Genomic DNA, 21157 nt, shown 5'->3' with positions numbered 1-21157 from the left:
CGCGGGGGCGGCGGGGTCAGCGGGGGCGGCCGCCCGCGAACGCGGGCCGGGACACCCCGTCGATGTACTCCAGGGCCCGCTCCGGGTGCAGGAACCACTCGATGAGCCCGGTCGGGTCGGCGAAGGAGTTCGCGAACCGGTCGGCGGTCTCCTGGTGGCGGGCCGCCAGCCGGTACAGCTCCCACACGTGCGGCGGCCCCGAGAGCATCACCCGGCTCCACGCGGTGACCTGGCGCGCCCGCCGCCAGTACTCGGCGAACGCCCCGCGCATGAAGTGCTCGTCGAAGGGGCGCGTCCCGTGGTCGACGATGGCGCGCCGGTAGACGTCGGCGGCCAGCGAGGCCATGTTGGCGCCCTGGGAGGTGATGGGGTCGTTGGCGACCACGGTGTCGGCCATGCCCAGGACCGGCGCGCCCCCTCCGGGGCGGGCGACGGGCTCGCGGACGGCGGGCGCGTACCCGCCGGTGAGGGCGGCCATGGGGTCGGCCGGGCGGGCTCCGGCGAACCGCTCGTACTCCCAGGGCGCGTGGCGGCGCACCACGCGCAGCAGGTGGTCCAGGACGTCCCCGGCGTGGGCGGTGGCGGGCAGCGGGCGGTCCAGGGGTCCCCCGGGCACCGCCTCGACCATGAGCGCGTCACAGGGGCCGTTCAGGGACAGCACGGGCAGGCTGAACACCTCGCCCGCGCCCGGGACGGCGGTGCGGGAGAGCGCCGGACCGTCGGGGTGGGGGGCGGCCCCCGAGGCGTAGACCAGGGCCAGCGAACGCTGGGGGGCGTCGTGCGGGGAGCGGGCGGTGTCCCGGGGAAAGACGTCGGCGAGGCCGCCGCGGCCCGTGGCCACCACGACCAGTTCGTACTCGGCGGCGAGCGCGGACAGCTCGGTCGGGTGCACCCGGTGGCGGACCAGGCGGCCGCCGCCCTGGACGAAGAGGTCCAGCCAGGCGGAGAGCTTGAGGCGCTGGTCGACGGAGCGGGCGGGCTCGTCCAGGCGCCCGAGCCAGGACGGCCCCGGCACGCCTCCCTCCCCGGGGGCGACGCGCAGGCCGACGCCGAGGATCCCCGGGGCCCGGTCCTCCCAGAGGGAGAGGCCGTGCCGCCGCTCGCGGCGCAGGGCGGGCCCGAAGAGGCACTGGGTCGAGGTGATGCGGCCCGCGCGGATCTCCCCGGGCCCGTCGGGGCCGACCAGGGTGACGTCGTAGTCCTCGGCCAGCAGGCCGAGGGCGAGCTGCAGGCCGGACTGCCCGGTGCCGACGACGAGGATTCTGCGCATGTGCCTTGCTCCGTGGTTCGGGCCCGCGCGGGGCCCGGACGGTTCCGGGGCACGACGAGGAGGGGGCGTACACGTGGCGGTCCGTGTGCGACCCCGGGCGGGCGGTGGTTTCGCGGCGAACCTAGCAGCGCGCCCGCGGGCCCCTCGGGCACCCCCGCCGACCGGGACCTTCGCCCCTGCGCGCCCGGGACCTCCGGCCGTGCCGGGCCTCCGGGGGGCCGGAAGGCGTCCGCGGTCCCGCGCCGGCGGCCCCGGACGGGCGTCCGCGCAGCTCACCGCCGTGGCGCACCGCTCCCGCCCCGTCCGCCGCCGGACCGGCACGCCCTCCGCCCGCCTCCACGGCGGCTCCGCCCCCGCGTCCGCCGGGCCGCCCCGCGCGCCCTCCGCCCGAAGCGACGCACATCACAGGCGGATCGGCCCGCGCCCTCCTCCCCGGGACGGCCGGGGCGGGCACGCGAAGGGCCCCGGTCCGGCTACCGGGGCCGGACCGGGGCGCGGAGGCGGCGGGGAGTGAGCGCCGCCTCCTTCCCGGGAGAGGGTCTGGGTGCCGCGGGTGTCAGGCGCCTCCCCTGGCGTTGGTCTTGCGACCGTTGCGGGAGACGGCGTCGATGATGACCGCGATGAGCAGGACGGCCGCGGTGATCATGAAGCGCACCGAGGTGTCCATCTGGAGCAGGAGCAGGCCGGAGGTGATGGCGCCCAGGACCAGGCCGCCCAGCAGCGCCGAGTAGGCGTTGCCGCGGCCGCCGAAGAGGCTGGTGCCGCCGATGACCGCGGCGGCGATCGCCATCATGAGCTCGGCGCCGCTGCCGGTGGACACGCTCGCCGCGAAGTTGCGGGAGACCAGCATGATGCCGCCCAGCGCCGCCAGGGTGGAGGCGATGCCGAACACCGAGATGCGGATCAGGTCGACGTTGATGCCGGCGCGGCGGGCCGCCTCGGCGTTGCCGCCGACCGCGTACACCATGCGGCCGTAGCGGGTCTTGCGCAGGACCAGGTCCAGGACGACCACGAAGCCCACGAAGATCAGGAAGGCCAGCGGCACGCCCTTGTACTGGTTGAGCACCCACACCCCGCCCAGGATCGGCAGGGCCAGCAGCGCGGCGCGGAACGCGATCTCGCTCATCGGCTTGTAGGGCAGGCCGGCCTGGCGGCGCCGCCGCTCGACCACGGCCACCGACACCACGTACAGGCCCACCGCGATGGCCGCGATGGCCCAGCCCACGAACGGCACGAAGTAGGTCTGGGTGAGCATCGCGATCGCCCCGTTGGGGCTGATGTTGATGGTGCCGTCGGCGCCCATCAGGTACAGGTGCACGCCCTGCCAGCCCAGCAGGCCCGCCAGGGTGACCACGAACGCCGGCACCCCGACCTTGGCGAAGACCGTGCCGTGGACCAGTCCGATGACCAGGCCGACGCCGACCGCGGCGGCGATGGCCCCCCATTCGGGGACGCCCTGTTTGACCGCCAGGACCGCCAGGACGGCCGCGGACAGGCCGGCCACCGAGCCGATGGACAGGTCGATCTCGCCCAGCAGCAGGACCATGATGACGCCCGTGGTCATCAGGCCGATGGCCGCGATCTGGAGGGTCAGGTTGGACAGGTTCTGCGGCGACAGGAAGCGATCGTTCATCGACTGGAAGACGACGGCGATCAGCAGCAGCCCCACGATGACGGGGATGGGTCCCAGTTCACCGCTGCGCAGGTTGCGGCGCAGGGCCTGGAGCCAGCCCTTGGGCGAGGCGACCGTGGTCAGCAGCCGGGGGTCGCGCGCGGGCTCGCCCGAGGCGGCCGCACCCTCTCCGGGTGCCTTGGAAACCGGGGTCTGCTGGGTCATCACTTGTCCTCCGTGGCCAGGGCCGAGGAACCGGTGCGCTGCGTGCGGCGGCTCACCGGGTTGTCGGCTGCACCGGTGATGGCGGCCACGATCTCCTCGTAGCTGGTCTCCGCGATGGGGAAGTCGCCGGCGTTGCGGCCCAGCCGCAGCACCACGGCGCGGTCGGCGACCGCGCGGACGTCGGCCATGTTGTGGCTGATCAGGACGACGCCGTGGCCCTGGTCGCGCAGGCGCTCGATGAGGTCGAGGACCTGGGCGGTCTGGGCGACGCCCAGGGCGGCGGTGGGCTCGTCGAGCATCACCACGCGGGGCTGGCCCAGGAGGGAGCGGGCGATGGCGATGATCTGGCGCTGGCCGCCGGAGAGGGAGGCCACCGGCACGCGCAGGCTGGGGATGCGCACCGACAGGGAGTCGAGGAGCTCCCGGGCCCGGCTCTCCATCTCGACCTCGTCGAGGGTGCCGGGGAAGTGGAGCTTCTCGTTGCCCAGGAAGAGGTTGGCGACGATGTCCAGGTTGTCGCACAGGGCGAGGTCCTGGTAGATGGTCGCGATGCCCAGGCGCTGGGAGTCGGCGGGGGCCCCGATGGAGACCGGTCGGCCGTCCCAGCGGATCACGCCGCCGCTGTCGGCGGGGTGGGCTCCGGAGATGACCTTGACCAGCGTGGATTTACCGGCGCCGTTGTCCCCCAGGAGGGCGACGACCTCGCCCTCGGCGACGTGGAAGTCCACGTCGCTGAGCGCGCGGACCGCCCCGAAGGTCTTGGAGATCCCGGACAGTTCCAGGACTGGTGTACTCATGCGTTCGTTATCTCTTCTCTCGTCCCGGGCCGGCGCGGGCGGGCGGCGAGGGCCCGCCCGCGCCGTTGGGGCGTCGCACCGTGCCTAGAGGGCTTCCTGGCAGAAGTCGGTGTCGGCGTAGTCGTCGGTGCAGATCTCCTCGATGGAGTAGATCCCGTCCGAGACCACGGTGTCACCGACGTTCTCCTCGGTGACCGCGATCGGCTCGAGCAGGACGGAGGGGACCGTCTCGCCGTTGGCGTCCTCGACGTCGACGAGGTTGTACTCGCCGAGCTCGGGGTCGGTGCCGGTGGCCAGGGCGACGGCCATGGCGGCGGCGATCTGCGCCTCGGGCTGGATGGCCTTGTAGACCGTCATGTACTGCTCGCCGGCGATGATGCGCTGGATGCCGGCGAGTTCGGCGTCCTGGCCGGTGACCGGCGGCAGGTCGTCGACGTCCACGCCGGCGCTGCGCAGCGCGGCGATGATGCCCGAGGCCATGCCGTCGTTGGCGGAGTAGACGCCGACGATCTCATCGACGCCCAGGGCGGTGATGGCGCCCTCCATCTGGCTGTTGGCCTGGTCCGGGGACCAGTCCGGGGTGTCGAACTCCTGGCCGATCTCGACCTGGCCGTCGAAGATCTCGTGGGCGCCGGCCTTGAAGTCGGCGGCGTTGGGGTCGGTGGGCGAGCCGTTGACCATGACGATCTGGCCCTCGCCGGCGGTGCCGCGCTCCTCCAGGGCCTCGATCAGGGCCTCGGCCTGGACCTGGCCGACGCGGTGGTTGTCGAAGGAGACGTACATGTCCACGCCGCCCTGCGCGAGGCGGTCGTAGGCGACCACGGGGACCCCCTGGGCCTGGGCCTCGCTGACGGTGCCGGCCGCGGCCGCGGAGTCGACCGCGTCCAGGACCAGGACGTCCACCCCTTCGGTGAGCATGGCCTGGGCCTGGGTCTGCTGCTCGTCGACGTCCTGGTCGGCGTTGGCGTAGGACAGCTCGCAGTTGGGGCACAGCTCGGCGAGCGCCTCCTCGAAGAAGGGCTTGTCGAACGCCTCGTAGCGGGCGGTCTGGAGCTCGGGCAGGAGGAGGCCGACGTGGAAGCCCTCCTCGATGCTGTGGGTCTCCCTCTCGGCGTCCTCGCCCGAGGTGGTGAGCGAACCACAACCGGAGACGAGAAGGGTGAGGGCGGCGCCGGCGGCGGCGAAGCCTCCGGCGACCTTGCGCTGGTGTGCGGTGCGTGTACTCAACGCTGCACCTTTCTGACGTGCGGGGGACGGATGTGAACTCGCGAGTGATGTTGTGAAGTAGACCTCTCCGCAGGCTTGTCGTCAACTCCTGAACACATAACCGAAACATCACGGACTTTGCGTTCAGCAGTTAAAATCAAAGAAACCGCAGGTCAGGGCGCATTCGCGAAGAAGGGCGTCCCTCCAGCATGCGCGGAAGGAACACGGACGACCACGTACGGGCAACACAAAGCTTCACCAAGGGAAGGCCAAGAAGGGGCCCGCGGACACCCTGCGTGGTTCAGTGGATGCTCTGCGCCGCCATGCGCAGGGCCCCGTACAGGGAGGCGTCGCGTCCCAGCGCGCTGGGCAGCAGCTCCAGCCGGGACAGGGCGCTGCCCAGCGCCCCCAGTTCCATGGCCCGCCGCATCGGGTCGAGCAACAGCTCGCCTGCCTCGGCCAGGTCGCCGCCGACGATCACCCGGTCGGGGTTGAACAGGTTGGCCATGATCGCCACGCCCTGGCCCAGCGCCGTGCCGGCCTCCGCGAGGATGCGCCGGCACCCCGGGTCGCCCGAGCGGGCGGCGCCCACCAGGTCCTCCACCGCCGCCGGTCCGGGGCCGTGGGAGACATAGGTGTTCTGCGGCAGCATGTCCAGCAGGTACCCGGCCCCCACGAACGTCTCCAGGCACCCCCGGTTGCCGCAGCGGCACACCTGGCCGCGCGGGTCCAGCGCGATGTGCCCGACCTCGCCCGCGGTGCCGCCCGCCCCGCGGAACAGCCCGCCCGAGACGATGATGCCCGCGCCCACCCCGTCGCCGATGACCAGGTGGATGAGGTGCTCGGCGCCCTGGCCCGCGCCCCGGTGGAGCTCGGCCAGGACCGCGAGGTTGGCGTCGTTCTCCGCGATGACCGGGACGCCCAGCCGCTCGCCCAGCGCCTCGGCGGGCCGGAAGCCCGCCCAGCGGGGCAGGCAGGAGATGCCGCCGACCTCGCCGCCGTGCGGGTCGATCGGCCCCGGCACCGACGCCACCACCGAGCCCACCGTGGACAGGTCGATGCGGGCCCGCAGCAGGGTGGTCTCGGCCAGCCATGAGGCCCGGCGCACCCCGCGGTCGGGGTCGGCGGCCACGTCGTAGTCGATCTCCTCGCGGGCCAGCATGTTGCCCTCGCTGTCGCCGACGGCGACCGTGACCCGCTCGGGGGCGAAGTCGACCGCCACCACCGTCCCCGGCGGGCGCACCAGGGTGACCGCGCGGGCCCGGCGGCCGTTGGAGGAGGTGTCGTGGACCGCGACCGTGCCCGCGGCGCGCAGGCCGCGCACGATGTTGGAGACGCTCGCGGCGGACAGGCCGGTGGCCCGGGCCAGCTCGGCCTGGGTGCGGGTGCCCTCGCGGCGCAGGACGTCCACGACCCGCTGCTCGTTGGCCTGCCGGAGGGCGGACTGGGACCCCGGCGTCACTGCGGTGTCGGTCACCGGGCGTCCCTTCCGGTCGGTCGCGGCACGGTCCGACCGTGCCTTCCGTGTCGAATGCTACAAGGATTGAACGCAAGCGGAAACCGCCCACCCGCGCACGTTAGGGTCCGAACGTGACCGCTCTGTATGTGGAGACCGACCGGGCCGGCTGGGACGACCGGCTGGCCGCGGCCGTCCCCGGGGACCGCGGGCGCGTGCGCGTCGTCACCGTGGAGGGGCGCTCCGGGTCGGGCAAGAGCACGGTGGCGGAGCGGCTGCGCGCGGCGCTGGCGGCACGGGGCACCGCGGTCGCCGTGCTGCCGATGGACGACCTGTACCCGGGGTGGCACGGGCTCGCGCAAGCCCCGGAACTGCTGGTGGAGTGGGTGCTGGAGCCGCTGGCCCGCGGGAGCGCGGCGCGCTGGCGGCGCTACGACTGGGCGCGCGGCCGGTTCTCCCGGGAGGAGTACTCGCTGCCGGGTCCGGTGGCGGCGGGCGGGGTCCTGGTGGTGGAGGGGTGCGGCTCCGGCGCGCGGGTCGTGCGCCCCCATGTGGATCTGTCGGTGTGGGTGGACGCGCCCGACGCGGTGCGCGCCCAACGGCTGGACGCGCGCGGGGACGCCGGGCTGTACGCCCCCTTCCGGCGGGTCTGGGCCGATCAGGAGGCGGTGTTCTACGCGGCCGAGCGCCCCCGCGAGCACGCCGGCGCCGTCGTCGGCAACACGCGGGGGACGGACCTCACCACACCTCGGCCCTGACCGGGGCGACGAACGCGGTGAGCCGCTCCAGCACGTCGGGGTCGGCCAGGATGCGGTTGTGCCCGAGGCCGACCGTGCCGACCATCCGGGCCCCCGCCCCCATGGCGGCGAGGATCCGCACGGACTCGGCGTGGGGGATCAGCGGGTCGTCGACGTCGTGGAACAGCAGCACCGGCACGTCCAGGGCGTCGGCGTCGCGGACGGTGGCGTAGCGCTTCCACAGGTCCCGGTCCCCGTCGAAGAGGTCGTCCTCGATGGCGCGGCGCAGTGCCCGGTTCACCCGCGGGCCCCAGCCGTGGGCGGCCACGAAGCCGTCGACGGTGCCCTCGAAGTCGGCCATCGCCGACAGCAGGGCCAGCCGGTCGGTCCGGATCCCCTCGCGCACCAGGTGGGTGGCGAACAGCGCGCCCAGGGAGTGGCCGATCACGGCCGCGAAGTCGCCGTGCCGCTCCTGGAGCAGGCGTGCGACGGCCAGCGCGTCCAGGACGGTCCCGGCGGGGCCGCCGGTGGCGCCGTGCCCGGGGGCGTCCCAGGAGACGACGGTGTGCCCGCGGGCGGTGAGGGCGCGCACCAGCGGGGCGAGGCGGGCGGCGCGCGATCCCCAGCCGTGGACCAGCAGGACGGGGCGCGCGCCCTCGCCCCACGTGTAGGCGGCGACCCGCCACCCCCGGTGGCCGAGGTGGTCGACGCGGGCGCGTTCGTGCACGTCGCGGTCGCGGTCGACCGCGGAGGTGTCGCCCGGGTCGGTCCACAGGCGCAGGGCCCGCCGGCCGGCCACGCGCGGCGCGGTGACGGCCAGGACCTCCAGGTCGATCGGGTGGGGGGCGGTGGTCACGGTGGTCTCCTTCTCGGGTTCGCCGGGGGTCATGCGGTGCCGGTCCTGTCCCCGGGGGCGGGCACGGGCAGGTCGGCGCCTTGGACGAAGGAGGTGATGGCGTCCAGGTGCTCCCGCTCGAAGAGGGCCCCGCTGTGGCCCAAACCGGTGGTGGCGATCATCCGCCCCCGCCCGCCGAGGTGTTCGAGGGTGCGCAGGGAGTGCGCGAAGGGCACGACCTCGTCGGTGTCGTCGTGCAGCAGGAGGAACGGCTGCTCCAGGGTGGCGATCCGGTGGGTGGTGGAGAAGCGCTCCCACACCGTCGGGTCGGCGTCGAAGTAGTGGCGCTCCACGTCCGCGCGCAGGGCGGCCAGGGCGCGGGGTCCCATGCCCAGGGCGTCGGTGAACGCGGTGAGGAGGAAGCCGAAGTCCGACACCCCGGCGAGGAGGACCGCCCGGTCGGCCTCGACGCCCTCGCGCAGGGCGTGGACGGCGAAGGGCGCTCCCATGGAGTGGGCGACGACGGCGTGGAAGCGGCCGTACCGCTCCTGGAGGAGGCGCTGGATCCGCAGCGCGTCGAGGATGGTGCCCACCGGTCCGCCGGTCGCCCCGTGGCCGGGGGCGTCCCAGGACACCGGGCCGTAGCCGAGGTCGACCAGGCGGCGGACGAGGGGGGCGAAGCGTGCGGCGCGCGAGCGCCAGCCGTGGACGAGCAGCACCGGGCGGGCGGTGTCGCCCCAGGCGTAGGTGACCACGTCCCAGCGGCCGACGCGGACCGTCGCGGTGTCGGCCGCCTCGTGCAGGTCCCGGTCCCGGTCGGGGACGGCCCGGGGCGGGGGCGGGGAGGCCCACAGCCGTCTGGACAGCGCCCCGGCCAGGCGCGGGGCGGGCAGCGCCAGCGCGTTGACGGCGGCACCGAGCAGGGGAAGCGGTTCGAACGCGCCCATGGGTCTCCTTCTTCACAAACTATACGAACGATCGTATTATTTGTTTGCGAGAGGTCCGGCGTCAAGTAGCGGCTATGGTGTCCTGACGACCGACCTGTCGTTCGGACGAGGGCCACCCGGCGGGGGTGGTGCGGGAGGTGCGCATGACGACCCGGACCGACGGCCGCGTACAGCGGGGCGACCAGACCCGGCGCGCCGTGCTGCGCCGCGCGGTGGACATCGCCTCGGTGGAGGGGCTGGAGGGGCTCTCCCTGGGCCGCCTGGCCAAGGAGCTCCAGGTCAGCAAGAGCGGGGTGTTCGCCCACTTCGGCTCCAAGGAGGAGCTCCAGCTGGCCGCGATCCGCGCCGGTCGCCGCATCTTCGCCGACCACGTGGTGGACGGAGCCCTGGAGGTCCGGCCCGGGCTGTCCCGCCTGTGGCGCCTGTTCGAGAACTGGGCCGTCTACTCGCAGGGGCGGGTGTTCCCGGGCGGCTGCTTCTTCTACACCGTCAACGCCGAGTTCGAGTCGCGTCCCGGCCGGGTGCGCGACGCCCTGGTGGCGACCCGCCGCGAGTGGCGCGACCTGCTCACCCGCAGCGCCGCCGACGCCGTGCAGCTGGGCGAGCTGTCCGCCGGCACCGACGTGGAGCTGCTGGTGTTCGAGCTGGCCTCGTTCCTGGAGACCGCCAACTCCGACTCCCTGCTGGAGGACGACCTGGAGCGTCCCTACAGGCTGGCGCGCGCCGCCGTCGTCGCCCGCCTGTCGGCCCTGGCCGCGCCGGACGCCCCCCGCCCCTGGGAAGCCGAGGACTGAGCGCCCCTCACCGCCGGGGCGGGGCCGCGGCCAGCGCCCTGGCCTTCTCCAGGTCGGCGCGCATGGTGTGCAGTTCCCGCACCAGGGCGGCCTGGTCCTCCTCCAGCCCCCGCAGCCGTTGCCGGAGCCTTCGGCGCCGCTCGCCGTTCCCGACGCGGACGCGGGCCTGGATGTGGGCGAACAGCACGAACAGGGGGGAGAGCAGGCCGACCATGAGGCAGAGCCCGACGAAACCGGCCCATCCGGAGCCGCTCCCCTCCGTCATCCCCGGCAGCACCACGAAGGCGAGCACCAGGCAGGCGAGCGCCGTCCCGCCCAGCCAGACCAGGCGGGTGGCCGTCTTGTCGTAGAACGCCAGGTCGCCCCGGAGGGTGCGCAGCTCCTGTTCCCGCTGCGCCCCGCGCCGCTCCGGTTCCTCCCACCGCCGGACCAGCCCGTCGATCAGGGGCAGCGCGCTGTGGACCACGGCCGCGCACCCGGCCCGCGCCGCCCCCTCGGAGGCGTCCACCCGCTTCCACAGCGCGTCGATCCACTGCGCGGCCGCGGTGCCCGGGGGCGCGGCCGGGCGGCGCACGCGCCCGGGGTCGAGCACGAACGCCAGCAGCAGGGCCGGGTCCGCTGCCGCGTGCCGCCCGTCCTTCCAGCCGTCGAGCTGTTCGGCCAGTTCCTCCCCGAACGCGGCGGCGGCGCGCCCCGCCGCCTCCAGTTCGGCGGCCGGCGCGGCCAAGCCGCGCGCCGCCTCGCCGTGGTGCAGCGACAGCTGGCGCAGTATCCCCGGACGGGCCAGGCCGCCGGCCTCCGCGGGCGCGGCGGACGGCGCGGCGGCGAAGAAGGACCGCAGGGTGTCGGGTGAGACGTCGTGGCCGCGGAAGCGCGGGGGCAGGTCCGGGCGGGTCTGGGCCACGAAGGTCGCCACGGCCAGGTCGGCGTCGGTCCGCCGGGTGCGGAACAGCGCGCGGTCCACGGTCGTGTCCCGCAGGTCGTCCGTGATCCAGGTGCCCAGGGCCGCCCTGGCGTCCGGGTCCTCGAAGACCGCCGCCGCCTGCGCCCACTGCTCCTGCATCGCGGCGGCCAGGTCGCCGGGCCGGGTGTACCGGACGCCCGCGAAGTGGTACGGCGGCGCCTCCCCCGGGGGCGGCGGGGTGTACGGGACCGGAGCGGGCGCCGGGGCCGCCGCGGTGTAGGCCAGGGTGGGCGGCAGGGGCCCCTCCCCCGGGTCGACCACCGTGGGCTCGGGCACCGCCACCAGGGGCGCGCCGGTGATGAGGTGGTCCACCAGGGTGCGCGCGTCCGGGCGGCGGCGGGGGTCCCTGTCCAGGCAGGTCCGCACCGTCCCGAGCAGCTCCTCGGGCACGCCGTCCAGGTCGGGCTCGCCCGACAGGACCCGCGCGATGCGGGAGGCCCGGGTGGGGCCGGGGAACGCCTCGCGCCCCGTCGCCGCATGGACCATGACCGCGCCCCAGGAGAACACGTCCACGGCCGAGGTGAGGCGGGCGCCCTCCAACTGCTCCGGGGCCATGTACCCGACGGTCCCGATGATGCCGCTGGCGGTCACCGAGGTCGCCTCCACCGCGCGGGCGATGCCGAAGTCGATCACCCGCGGCCCGTCCGCCGCCAGCATGATGTTCTCCGGCTTCAGGTCCCGGTGCACCACACCGGCGGCGTGGATCGCGGCCAGCGCCGTGGCGGTGTTGACCGCCAGCCGCTGCAGCTCCGCCCCGCGGCGCGGCCCGTCCTGGGCGACCGCGCGCTGGAGGGTGGGGCCGTCGATGAACTCGGTGGCGATCCACGGCTGCTCCGCCCCGGGGTCGGCGTCCAGGATCGCCGCGATGCAGAAACCGCTCACCCGCCGCGCCTGCTCCACCTCCGCCGCGAACCGGCGGCGCATCTCGGCGTCGCCCGCCCAGGAGGCGTGCAGCACCTTCACCGCGGCCCGGCTCCCGTCCCCGGCCTCTCCGAGGAACACCTCACCGAAACCGCCGCGTCCGAGCGAACGCACCAGGCGGTAGCCGCCCACGGTGGAACCGTCCGTCTCCCAGGTCTCGTGCACGCCGTACCTTCCTGGTCTGCCGTCGGGGGGTCGGGGGCGTCCGGTCAGCCCCCGGTGATGCGGCGCGCGTGGACCAGGTCGGCGCGGATGCGCTCCACGCCCGAGGTCAGCTCGGGTAGCTGGGCCGCGGCGTTGTTCAGCTCCATCACCCGCTGCCCGCGGCGCACCACGTCGCCGTAGCCGACGCGCAGGACCACCGAGAGCACGACCGAGGCGGCCAGGGCCAGGACCGACAGCGTCACCAGCAGGTCGCCCAGCCACTCGGCCTGGCCGGACATGCCGATGACGATCCCGATCGGGAATCCGAAGAGCGCGTAGTTGCAGTAGCGGCGGATCTGGAAGTAGCGCTGCTGCTGCACGACCTTGCCGTGCAGCGACTCGTGCTCCGTGGCGACCTTGGTGTAGCGCTCCTCCCAGTAGCGGCGCTGGCGGGAGAGCGCCTGGAGGGTGGGGACGGCGCCGTAGATCGCCGCGGCGTGCCCCACCCCGGCCGGGCCGGGGGAGGCGTCCACCCGGCGCCAGAGGATGTCGATCCACTCCCCCACCCCGGAGTCGCCGCCGTCGTGGGGCGGGACCATCAGCTCGGGGTGCAGCAGGAAGGTGAGGATGAGCGCCGGGTTCACGTTGGGGCTCGCCGACCGCCACCCGGCGAGCCGGCCGGACAGCTCCTGGTGGAAGGTGTTCCCGGCGTGCTCGGCGGCGTCGAGGGAGTCGGCCAGGCGCTGGTGCGCCGCCGGGTCGGGAGCGTGGTGCAGGCCCATGGTCCGCAGCACCTCGGGGCGGGCCAGCAGGGCCATCTCGTTGGACATCGGCGCCCCGGTGATGACGGGTCGCGGGTCGGAGAACAGCCCGCCGAGGTCGGTCATGGTGGCGCCGCGGCCGCGGAAGACCGGCGGCAGGTCGGGGCGGGTCTGGGCGATGAAGGAGGCCAGGGCCAGGTTGGCGTCGTCGGCGTGGCGGCGGAACAGGGAGCGGTCGACGAGGGTGTCGCCGAGGTCGTCCATGAGCCAGGCGCCCAGGGCGGCGCGCTCGGTGGCGTCGCCGAACACGCGGACGGCCGCCGCCCAGTTGCCCTGCATGGCCTCGGCCAGGGCACCGGGGTCGGTGAAGCGGATGCCGGCGAAGTGGTACGGGGGGACTCCGCCGACACCGGTGTGGTACCCGGAGGCGCCGGTGTTCCCGGGGCCGGGCCGCGGGGCGGACACCGGTCCCGGCGGTGGGGTGGCCGTCCCGGCGGCCGCGGGCGCGGCGGGCCCGGCCGGGGCCAGGCCGGTGTAGGAGCGGGTGGGGTCGACGCCGTGCGGCGGGGCCACCCGCGTGGGATCCACGCCATGGGGCGGGGCCACCCGCGTGGGATCCACACCGTGCGCCGGAGCGACCCGCGTGGGATCCACACCGTGGGACGGGACCACCCGCGTGGGATCCACACCGTGGACCGGAGCGACCCGCGTGGGGTCGACGCCATGCGCCGGGGCCACCCGCGTGGGATCCACGCCGGAGACGGGCACCGGCGCCGGGTGCACGGCGACGCCCGGGGCCGGGCCCCCGCCCTGGGGGCCCGCGATGAGCAGGTTGAGCAGGGAGGAGGCGTCCGGGCGCCGGTCCGGGTCCTTGTCCAGGCAGCGCTCGACCACGCTCCGCAGGGGTTCGGCGATGTCCTCCAGGTCGGGGCCGCCGCTGAGGATGCGGGCGATGCGCGACGCCTGGGTCGGCGCCTGGAAGGCCTCGCGCCCGGTGGCGGCGTAGACCATGACCGCGCCCCAGGAGAACACGTCCACGGCCGAGGTGAGCCGGGCGCCCTCCAACTGCTCGGGCGCCATGTACCCGATGGTGCCCACGACCCCGCTGGCGGTCACCGAGGTGGTCTCGACCGCGCGGGCGATGCCGAAGTCGATCACCCGCGGCCCGTCCGCCGCCAGCATGATGTTGTCCGGCTTCAGGTCGCGGTGGACCACCCCCGCCGCGTGGATCGCGGCCAGCGCCGTGGCGGTGTTGACCGCCAACCGCTGCAGCTCCATCCCGCGGCGCGGCCCCTCCTCGGCGACCGCCCTCTGGAGGGTGGGGCCGTCGATGAACTCGGTGGCGATCCACGGCTGCTCCGCCTCCGGATCCGCGTCCAGGATCGCCGCGATACAGAAACCGCTCACCCGCCGCGCCTGCTCCACCTCCGCCGCGAACCGGCGGCGCATGTCCGCGTCACCGGACCAGGAGGCGTGCAGCACCTTCACCGCGGCCCGGCTCCCGTCCCCGGCCTCTCCGAGGAACACCTCACCGAAACCGCCGCGTCCGAGCGAACGCACCAGGCGGTAGCCGCCCACGGTACGCGGGGCGGATGCCTCTGCGGGGTCGTCCAAGGTCTTGCCTTTCACGGGTCTCACGGGTCGGCGGCGGTGCGCCGGGGTGACGGGGCGGGGCCGTCGGCGTGATGCGCGGGGCAGGGGCATCGGTGACGCGCGCGTGCGGTCATCGCGGTGCGGCGACGGCCCGGGGCCGAGGGGCGAGGGGCGAGGGGGGTTCCGCCCCGCCCGAATCGACCGCTTCTCCAGGACCACCTTACGACGGAACACCTCCCCCGTCGCAACGGCGGCCGCCCGGCCCGCCCCCGGTCCGTGCCCCCGCGGCGGTCAGCGGGCCGCCCGGTGCCCGCCGCTCAGGACCCGCTCGACCAGGTCGTCGGTGAGCGTCCCGTAGCCGGTGGCCGCCCACACGCTGTGCTCGGCGGGCACCTCGTAGTAGGGGACCGAGCGGCCCTCGTGCTCGGCGGGCAGCACGGTGGGCCGCAGCCGGTCGCGCACGGCGCGGGCGCACTCGGGGCACAGCGGCACGCGGATGGTGCGCAGGCCGCCGAACTCGCGCCACTGGGTCTGCCGGGTGTCGTTGCCGTGCAGCGGGTTGGCGTAGCAGGGGCGGCGCGGGGTGCGCAGTCCGGCCAGCGCGTCCTCGGCCAGGTCCAGCAGGACGAGCACGCCGACCGCGTCGGCCAGTGTGGCGCCCTCCCGGGCCATCCGGTCGTGGACGCGGGCGGCGGCGTCGCGGGCGTCCAGGGCCCGGGACAGGTTCTGCGGGGCCACCCCGGCGTCCCCGCTGAGCCGCTCCCCCAGTTCGATGAGGTCGCGCTCGCCGCGTTCGACCAGCGACTCCAGCTGGGCGCGGTCGGCGTTGTCGAACGCCGCGTGCTGGGCGATCGGCGCCGCCGGGCGGCGGCGCAGCAGCCCGCCGGGGCGGGACCGGTCCAGGCGCCGGTACAGCGGGACGCCGATCCCGGCCAGCAGGGCGAGCACCAGCGCGCCGATGACCCAGGGGTTCCACCACCGCGCGGGCATGAGCGCCCCGCTCGGGGGCTGGCCCGTCCGGTCGTAGTAGGCCTGCTGCGCCGTCTCGTAGGCGGCCTCGGGGTCGTCGGACAGGGCGGCCTCGACCGCGGCCTCCACGAGGGTCGGCAGGGTCTTCTGCCCGTCCATGGTCTTGTAGCTCGCGGCCAGGGCGCCGTAGAAGGCGGGCTGGGACCAGTCGTCCGGGGCCGAGCCCAGGTCGTGGCCCTCCAGGTCGCCGCGGCGGTCGTAGACCAGGAAGTGGCGCTCGCCGCCGCCCATCCGGTCGTGCACGGCCGAGGCCAGCGCCTCGCCCTCCCCGCTCCACTCGTCGCCCTCGACCAGCGGGACGACGATGACGTACAGGTCCAGGTCGTGCTGTTCGAGCACCGTCACGACGCGCTCGCGGGCCTCGGCCGAGTAGGCGCCCTCGTAGGAGGAGTCGACGTAGACGGGCGACTCGGCCAGGGCGTCGGCGATCACCTGGGCCGGGCTGGCGGTCTCCTCCGCCGCGGTCTCCCCCGCCGTCGGGGACGCGGTGTCGGCCGGAGGCGCGGTTCCGGCCGGGGACGCGGTGTCGGCCGGAGGCGCGGTGTCCGCCAGGGCCGGTGCGCCGGCCAGGGCCGCGGACAGGACCGCGGGCAGGGCCAGGGCCGCGACCGTCACGCGGGCCCGCCGGCGTGCGGGGGTGCGGGGGTCAGTGGACACGGTTCTCCTCGAGCAGCAGGTCGACCAGGCGGCGGGGCAGGTGCGCCCCGAAGGAATGACGGATCCACGGGTCCTCCGGTTTCGCCCGGTAGGAGCGGACCGTGCCATCGGTGCGCAGCCGCAGGACGTGCCCGGCCCGGGCGGCGTCGCCGAGCCGCGCGCACTCCTCGCACAGGGGGGCCCGGCCGCCCAGGAGCCGGGACTGAACCCTTTCGGCGGCGAAGGGGTGCAGTGGATCGACGGCGCAGGGCGTGGTGTCCGCGCCGGGGTCGGCCACCGCCGCCAGCACCCGGCGCGACAGCACCGCGGCCCCGAGCAGGTCGAGCCCCTGCGGGTCGCGGCCCATGACCATGAGGGCGGCCTCGGCCTGGGGCATGAACTCGGCGGGGATCCGGCCGGGCTCCCCCTCCACCAGCGCCCGCACCCGGTCGGTCTCCTCCACGGCCAGGCGCCGCAGGACGCGGTCGTTGAGGGGGACGCCCCGGACCCGCCCCCGGGAGAGCCGGAACAGGAAGACGGAGAGGTAGTAGGCGCCGACCACGGCGGCGGCCGCGAAGGGGCCCACCAGCAGCAGGCCGCCGAAGAACCCGCCCGACCAGTAGCGTTCCGCGCGGGGCCCGGGCAGGTTCACCTCGTCGTCGGCGAACATCGGCCGGTACCCGTCGCCGGGGGTGAACTCCATCTCCGACACGGCGGCCACCGCGGCTTCCAGGGCGGCGGCCGGGGTCTGCGACTCGTCGTAGGCCAGGGGGGACCACAGCTCGTAGGCGTCGATCTCCAGCCCGCGGGCGGCCGCCCCGAGCTCGGGGACGCCGTTGCCGGAGCCGACGACGATGTAGACGCCGTCCTCGCGGGCGACGGAGGCCAGCGCCGCGGCCAGGATGTCGGGGTCCCCCTCGGACTCGTCCTCGTGGTGCAGCGGGACCACCGCCGCGAAGACGGGGACGGGCGAGCCGGCGAGCAGGCCGGGGGCGTCCTCCAGGCCCTCGCGGCTCAGCGGCATGATCGGGTCGACGTAGAGCGGGTCCTCCGCCAGGGCGGCGGCGATGTGATCGACCCGGCCGGTGGAGACCACGTACGGCGGCTCCAGCCGGACCAGCTCCTCGGGGTCGGGGACCTCGTGCCCGCCCACGGGGGCGTTCACCGTGTAGGTGTAGGTGGTGGCGACGAGGAGGCCGGTCGCCGAGGCCGCCGCCAGCACGGCCGCGACGGGCAGGAACCGGTGGCCGCGCCGGCCGGCGCGCCAGGTGACCCACCCGGCGCAGCACAGCAGGGCGCCGGCTACCGTGCCCACCAGGAAGCCGAGGTTCTCGGGGCCGTTGAAACGGGTGGGGTCGGTGTCGTCGCGGAACTCGGCGAGGAAGCCCTCCCCCGCTCCGGCCTCCGCCTCGGCGTACTCCGCCGGGGGCTCGGCGCCGGTCAGCCCGGCGACCAGGACCCGGGCCACCTCGTGGGCGGGGACGTCGTAGAGCTCGGCGTCGTAGACGGCGTCCCGGCCGCCGTCCACCGACAGGTCGGCCCCGTAGACGCGCAGTTCGGTGACCCCGCCCGAGGCCGGGAGGACGGCGTAGACGCCGTCGGTGCCGAGCCGGTCGTGCACGGCGGGCATGATCCCGTCCATCCCGGCGTCGCTGCCGGCGCCCAGGAAGGGTGTGACCACGACGTGGTAGGGCACTCCGAGGGGCGCGAAGGCCTCGTGGATCCCGCGTTCCATCTCCTCGGGCGGGACCGGGCCGCCGATCGCGCCGTCCACCACGACCGCGGAGCCCTCGGGCTCGGCGGCGAGCAGTCCGGCGAAGTGTTCGGCGTAGGTCGCCTGGGGGGCGACCGCCGGGGTGTCGGCGCCGTCCACCGTGTCGGCGCCGCCGGGGGCGGGGGCGGTCAGGAGCAGCAGGGCCGGGGCCACCGTGAGGAGCAGGGCGCGGAGCGGGCCGCGGGCACGGTGAGGGTTGGGCATGGGCAGAGCATAGTACCCCGCTGCGGGCGCCTTCGACCCGGTTCCACCTGCTTCTTCGGCGGCCGTCGCACCCGGGGCGGTCCCTCCCCGGGAACTCCCCGTGAACACGGAGGGGGCCTCCGCCGTCGGTCGGACGGCGGAGGCCCCGTGAACCGCGCGCCGCGCCGGTCGGGCGCGGCAGCGGAGTCCGGATGGCTACCCGGCGATCAGCTGGCGCAGCACGTACTGCAGGATGCCGCCGTTGCGGTAGTAGTCCGCCTCACCGGGGGTGTCGATGCGCACCACGGCGTCGAACTCGACGCCGGTGTCGGTGCTCACCTTCACCGTCGCGGGGATGCGGCCCTCGTTCAGCTCGGTCACGCCGGTGATGGAGAAGGTCTCCTCGCCGGTCAGGCCGAGGGAGTCGGCGCTCTGGCCCTCGGGGAACTGCAGGGGCAGGACGCCCATGCCGATGAGGTTGGAGCGGTGGATGCGCTCGTAGGACTCGGTGATGACGGCGCGCACGCCCAGCAGGCTGGTGCCCTTGGCGGCCCAGTCGCGGGACGAGCCGGAGCCGTACTCCTTGCCGCCCAGGACGACCAGCGGGGTGCCCTGCGCCGCGTAGTTCTGCGCGGCGTCGTAGATGAACGACACCGGGGCGTCGGGCTGGGTGAAGTCGCGGGTGTAGCCGCCCTCGGTGCCCGGCGCGATCTGGTTGCGCAGGCGGATGTTGGCGAACGTACCGCGGATCATCACCTCGTGGTTGCCGCGGCGGGAACCGTAGGAGTTGAAGTCGCGGCGCTCCACACCGTGGGCCTTGAGGTACTCGGCCGCCGGGGTGCCCGGCTTGATGGCGCCGGCCGGGGAGATGTGGTCGGTGGTGACCGAGTCGCCCAGCTTGGCCAGGACGCGGGCGCCGGTGATGTCGGTGACCGGGGACGGCTCCTGCGCCATGCCCTCGAAGTACGGGGGCTTGCGGACGTAGGTCGACTCGCCCTCCCACTCGAAGGTGTTGCCGGTCGGGGTGGGCAGCGAGCGCCAGCGCTCGTCGCCGGCGAAGACGTCCGCGTAGGCGGCCTCGTACATGTCGGCGGCGATCGCGGAGTCCATGACCTCCTGGATCTCCTCGGCGGTCGGCCAGATGTCGGCCAGGTAGACCGGCTCGCCGTCCTTGCCGATGCCCAGGGGCTCGGTGGTGATGTCCACGTCCAGGGACCCGGCCAGGGCGTAGGCGACCACCAGCGGCGGCGAGGCCAGGTAGTTCATCTTGACGTCCGGGTTGATCCGGCCCTCGAAGTTGCGGTTGCCGGACAGCACCGCGGTGACGGCCAGGTCGTTGTCCTGGACGGCCTTGGAGATCTCCTCCGGCAGCGGGCCGGAGTTGCCGATGCAGGTGGTGCAGCCGTAGCCGACCAGGTTGAAGCCCAGCTTGTCCAGGTACGGGGTCAGGCCGGAGCGCTCGTAGTAGTCGGTGACGACCTTGGAGCCCGGGGCCATGGAGGTCTTGACCCACGGCTTGCGGGACAGGCCCTTCTCCACCGCCTTCTTGGCCAGCAGGGCGGCGCCCAGCATGACCGAGGGGTTGGAGGTGTTGGTGCAGGAGGTGATCGCGGCGATCACGACGGCGCCGTGGTCGATCTCGGTCTCGGTGCCGTCGGCCATGGTGACCTTGACGGGCTTGTGCGGGCGCGCGCCGTTGGCGGTCTGCGCGGGGGCGTCGGAGGCCGGGAAGGACTCCTCGACGGCCTCGTCGACGCCGTCCTCGACGTAGTTGCGGACGTCGTGGCGCCAGGTCTGCTTGGCCTGGGCCAGGACGATGCGGTCCTGCGGGCGCTTGGGGCCGGCGATCGACGGGACGACGTCGCCCAGGTCGAGCTCCAGGTACTCGGAGAACTCGGGCTCGTTGGCCGGGTCGTGCCAGAAGCCGTTGGCCTTGGCGTAGGCCTCGGTCAGGGCGACCTGCTGCTCGGAGCGGCCGGTCAGGCGCATGTAGCGGATGGTCTCGTCGTCGATCGGGAAGATCGCGGCGGTGGAGCCGAACTCGGGGCTCATGTTGCCGATGGTGGCGCGGTTGGCCAGCGGCACGGAGGTGACGCCCTCGCCGTAGAACTCGACGAACTTGCCGACCACACCGTGCTGACGCAGCAGCTCGGTGATGGTGAGCACCAGGTCGGTGGCGGTGGTGCCCGGCTTGAGCTGGCCGGTGAGCTTGAAGCCGACCACGCGCGGGATGAGCATGGAGATCGGCTGGCCGAGCATGGCGGCCTCGGCCTCGATGCCGCCGACGCCCCAGCCCAGGATGCCCAGGCCGTTCTGCATGGTGGTGTGCGAGTCGGTGCCGACGCAGGTGTCGGGGTAGGCCTGGCCGTTGCGGCTCATGGTGACGCGGGCCAGGTGCTCGATGTTGGCCTGGTGCACGATGCCGGTGCCGGGCGGGACGACCTTGAACTCGTCGAACGCGGTCTGGCCCCAGCGCAGGAACTTGTAGCGCTCCTGGTTGCGCTCGTACTCGATCTCGACGTTGCGCTCGAAGGCGTCGGGGCGGCCGAAGAGGTCGACGATCACGGAGTGGTCGATCACCAGCTCGGCGGGGGCGAGCGGGTTGATCTTGTCCGGGTCGCCGCCCATGTCGCGGACGGCCTCGCGCATGGTGGCGAGGTCGACGACGCAGGGGACGCCGGTGAAGTCCTGCATGATCACCCGGGCGGGGGTGAACTGGATCTCCTGGCTGGGCTGGGCCTTGGCGTCCCAGCCGCCCAGGGCGCGGATGTGGTCGGCGGTGACGTTCGCGCCGTCCTCGGTGCGCAGAAGGTTCTCCAGGAGGACCTTCAGGCTGTAGGGAAGTCGGTTGGAGCCCTCCACGGCGTCCAACCGGAAGATCTCGTACGACTCGTCGCCAACGCGCAACGTGTCACGGGCGCCGAAGCTGTTCGCGGACACGGTGTCTGCCTCCTGATCTCGCCACTTTGTCCCTGGCATCCTGCCCCATCGGGTGGATGCGGGACCCACTGAGGCCGCCCTAACCGGTCGCCGGGTGGACGGAGGGCCGCGGGGATGCCCTCCGACCGTATCCGACCTCTCGGAAGCGGCCATGACCTGCGACGACACCACTCGCCACAGGCCAGGCGGTCCGCTGCGCGCGGACGCCCGTGATACTCGGGGCCGGGGACGCCGAGAGGTCGACGTCACACTCCCGGGCCCGGCCCGGGTCGGGGGGAACCCTCTTTTATCTTGACATCAAGCTATCCCACTTATATCTCGATATCAAGTTAT

General features: G+C 74.3%; 14 protein-coding genes. 2 read left to right on the top strand and 12 right to left on the bottom strand.

Annotated elements, in window-relative coordinates; genetic code table 11:
* Window positions 1-16: 16 nt before the first annotated feature.
* The 5 genes from KGD84_RS11160 to KGD84_RS11140 all read right to left on the bottom strand — a co-directional run bounded on the left by KGD84_RS11160 (window position 17) and on the right by KGD84_RS11140 (window position 6587).
* A complete protein-coding gene (locus KGD84_RS11160) occupies window positions 17-1270 on the bottom strand; it encodes a styrene monooxygenase/indole monooxygenase family protein (protein ID WP_220560209.1) in 1254 nt (417 codons plus the stop codon).
* Between the two features lie 556 nt (window positions 1271-1826).
* Window positions 1827-3107 (bottom strand): sugar ABC transporter permease, encoded by a 1281-nt coding sequence (locus KGD84_RS11155; protein ID WP_220560208.1) that lies wholly within the window; start codon window positions 3105-3107, stop codon window positions 1827-1829.
* A complete protein-coding gene (locus tag KGD84_RS11150) occupies window positions 3107-3904 on the bottom strand; it encodes an ATP-binding cassette domain-containing protein (RefSeq protein WP_220560207.1) in 798 nt (265 codons plus the stop codon). The genes KGD84_RS11155 and KGD84_RS11150 overlap by 1 nt, the downstream gene beginning before the upstream one ends.
* Before the next feature lie 84 nt (window positions 3905-3988).
* A complete protein-coding gene (locus KGD84_RS11145; RefSeq protein ID WP_220560206.1) occupies window positions 3989-5131 on the bottom strand; it encodes an ABC transporter substrate-binding protein in 1143 nt (380 codons plus the stop codon).
* Between the two features lie 280 nt (window positions 5132-5411).
* A complete protein-coding gene (locus KGD84_RS11140; RefSeq protein WP_220560205.1) occupies window positions 5412-6587 on the bottom strand; it encodes an ROK family transcriptional regulator in 1176 nt (391 codons plus the stop codon).
* 113 nt (window positions 6588-6700) lie between these two features.
* Between KGD84_RS11140 and KGD84_RS11135 the strand changes: the two genes are divergently transcribed.
* Complete coding sequence (locus tag KGD84_RS11135; protein ID WP_370634467.1) at window positions 6701-7324, top strand: AAA family ATPase; 624 nt, start codon at window positions 6701-6703, stop codon at window positions 7322-7324.
* Here the strand turns inward: KGD84_RS11135 and KGD84_RS11130 are convergent.
* Window positions 7305-8192, bottom strand: a complete 888-nt coding sequence (locus KGD84_RS11130) for an alpha/beta hydrolase (RefSeq protein ID WP_220560204.1) — start codon at window positions 8190-8192, stop codon at window positions 7305-7307. The two genes, KGD84_RS11135 and KGD84_RS11130, sit on opposite strands and share 20 nt — an antisense overlap.
* Window positions 8189-9085, bottom strand: a complete 897-nt coding sequence (locus tag KGD84_RS11125; protein ID WP_220560201.1) for an alpha/beta hydrolase — start codon at window positions 9083-9085, stop codon at window positions 8189-8191. Before KGD84_RS11125 ends, KGD84_RS11130 begins: the two co-directional genes overlap by 4 nt.
* A gap of 143 nt (window positions 9086-9228) precedes the next feature.
* Between KGD84_RS11125 and KGD84_RS11120 the strand changes: the two genes are divergently transcribed.
* The gene (locus tag KGD84_RS11120) at window positions 9229-9879 is read left to right on the top strand and encodes a TetR/AcrR family transcriptional regulator (RefSeq protein ID WP_220560199.1); all 651 of its coding nucleotides are present in this window, start codon (window positions 9229-9231) and stop codon (window positions 9877-9879) included.
* A gap of 7 nt (window positions 9880-9886) precedes the next feature.
* Here KGD84_RS11120 and KGD84_RS11115 read toward each other — a convergent pair whose 3' ends face one another.
* The 5 genes from KGD84_RS11115 to acnA form a co-directional block, all read right to left on the bottom strand.
* On the bottom strand, window positions 9887-11929 hold the full coding sequence (locus tag KGD84_RS11115) for a serine/threonine-protein kinase (protein WP_255646449.1): 2043 nt from the start codon (window positions 11927-11929) through the stop codon (window positions 9887-9889).
* 44 nt (window positions 11930-11973) lie between these two features.
* Entirely contained in the window at window positions 11974-14283 is a 2310-nt protein-coding gene (locus KGD84_RS33550) for a serine/threonine protein kinase (protein WP_220560198.1), read from the bottom strand.
* Window positions 14284-14553: 270 nt separating this feature from the next.
* Window positions 14554-15948: a hypothetical protein gene (locus KGD84_RS11105; RefSeq protein WP_255646448.1), complete on the bottom strand. Its 1395-nt coding sequence runs from the start codon at window positions 15946-15948 to the stop codon at window positions 14554-14556.
* On the bottom strand, window positions 15938-17905 hold the full coding sequence (locus KGD84_RS11100; protein ID WP_220560197.1) for a hypothetical protein: 1968 nt from the start codon (window positions 17903-17905) through the stop codon (window positions 15938-15940). The genes KGD84_RS11105 and KGD84_RS11100 overlap by 11 nt, the downstream gene beginning before the upstream one ends.
* Window positions 17906-18100: 195 nt before the next feature.
* Entirely contained in the window at window positions 18101-20824 is a 2724-nt protein-coding gene (acnA, locus tag KGD84_RS11095; protein ID WP_277615506.1) for an aconitate hydratase AcnA, read from the bottom strand.
* Between the last annotated feature and the right edge of the window lie 333 nt (window positions 20825-21157).

Source organism: Nocardiopsis changdeensis, from assembly GCF_018316655.1.
Classification (GTDB): domain Bacteria; phylum Actinomycetota; class Actinomycetes; order Streptosporangiales; family Streptosporangiaceae; genus Nocardiopsis; species Nocardiopsis changdeensis.
The sequence above is the reverse complement of the archived record's forward strand: the minus strand, read 5'-3'. Positions and strand labels throughout refer to the sequence as shown.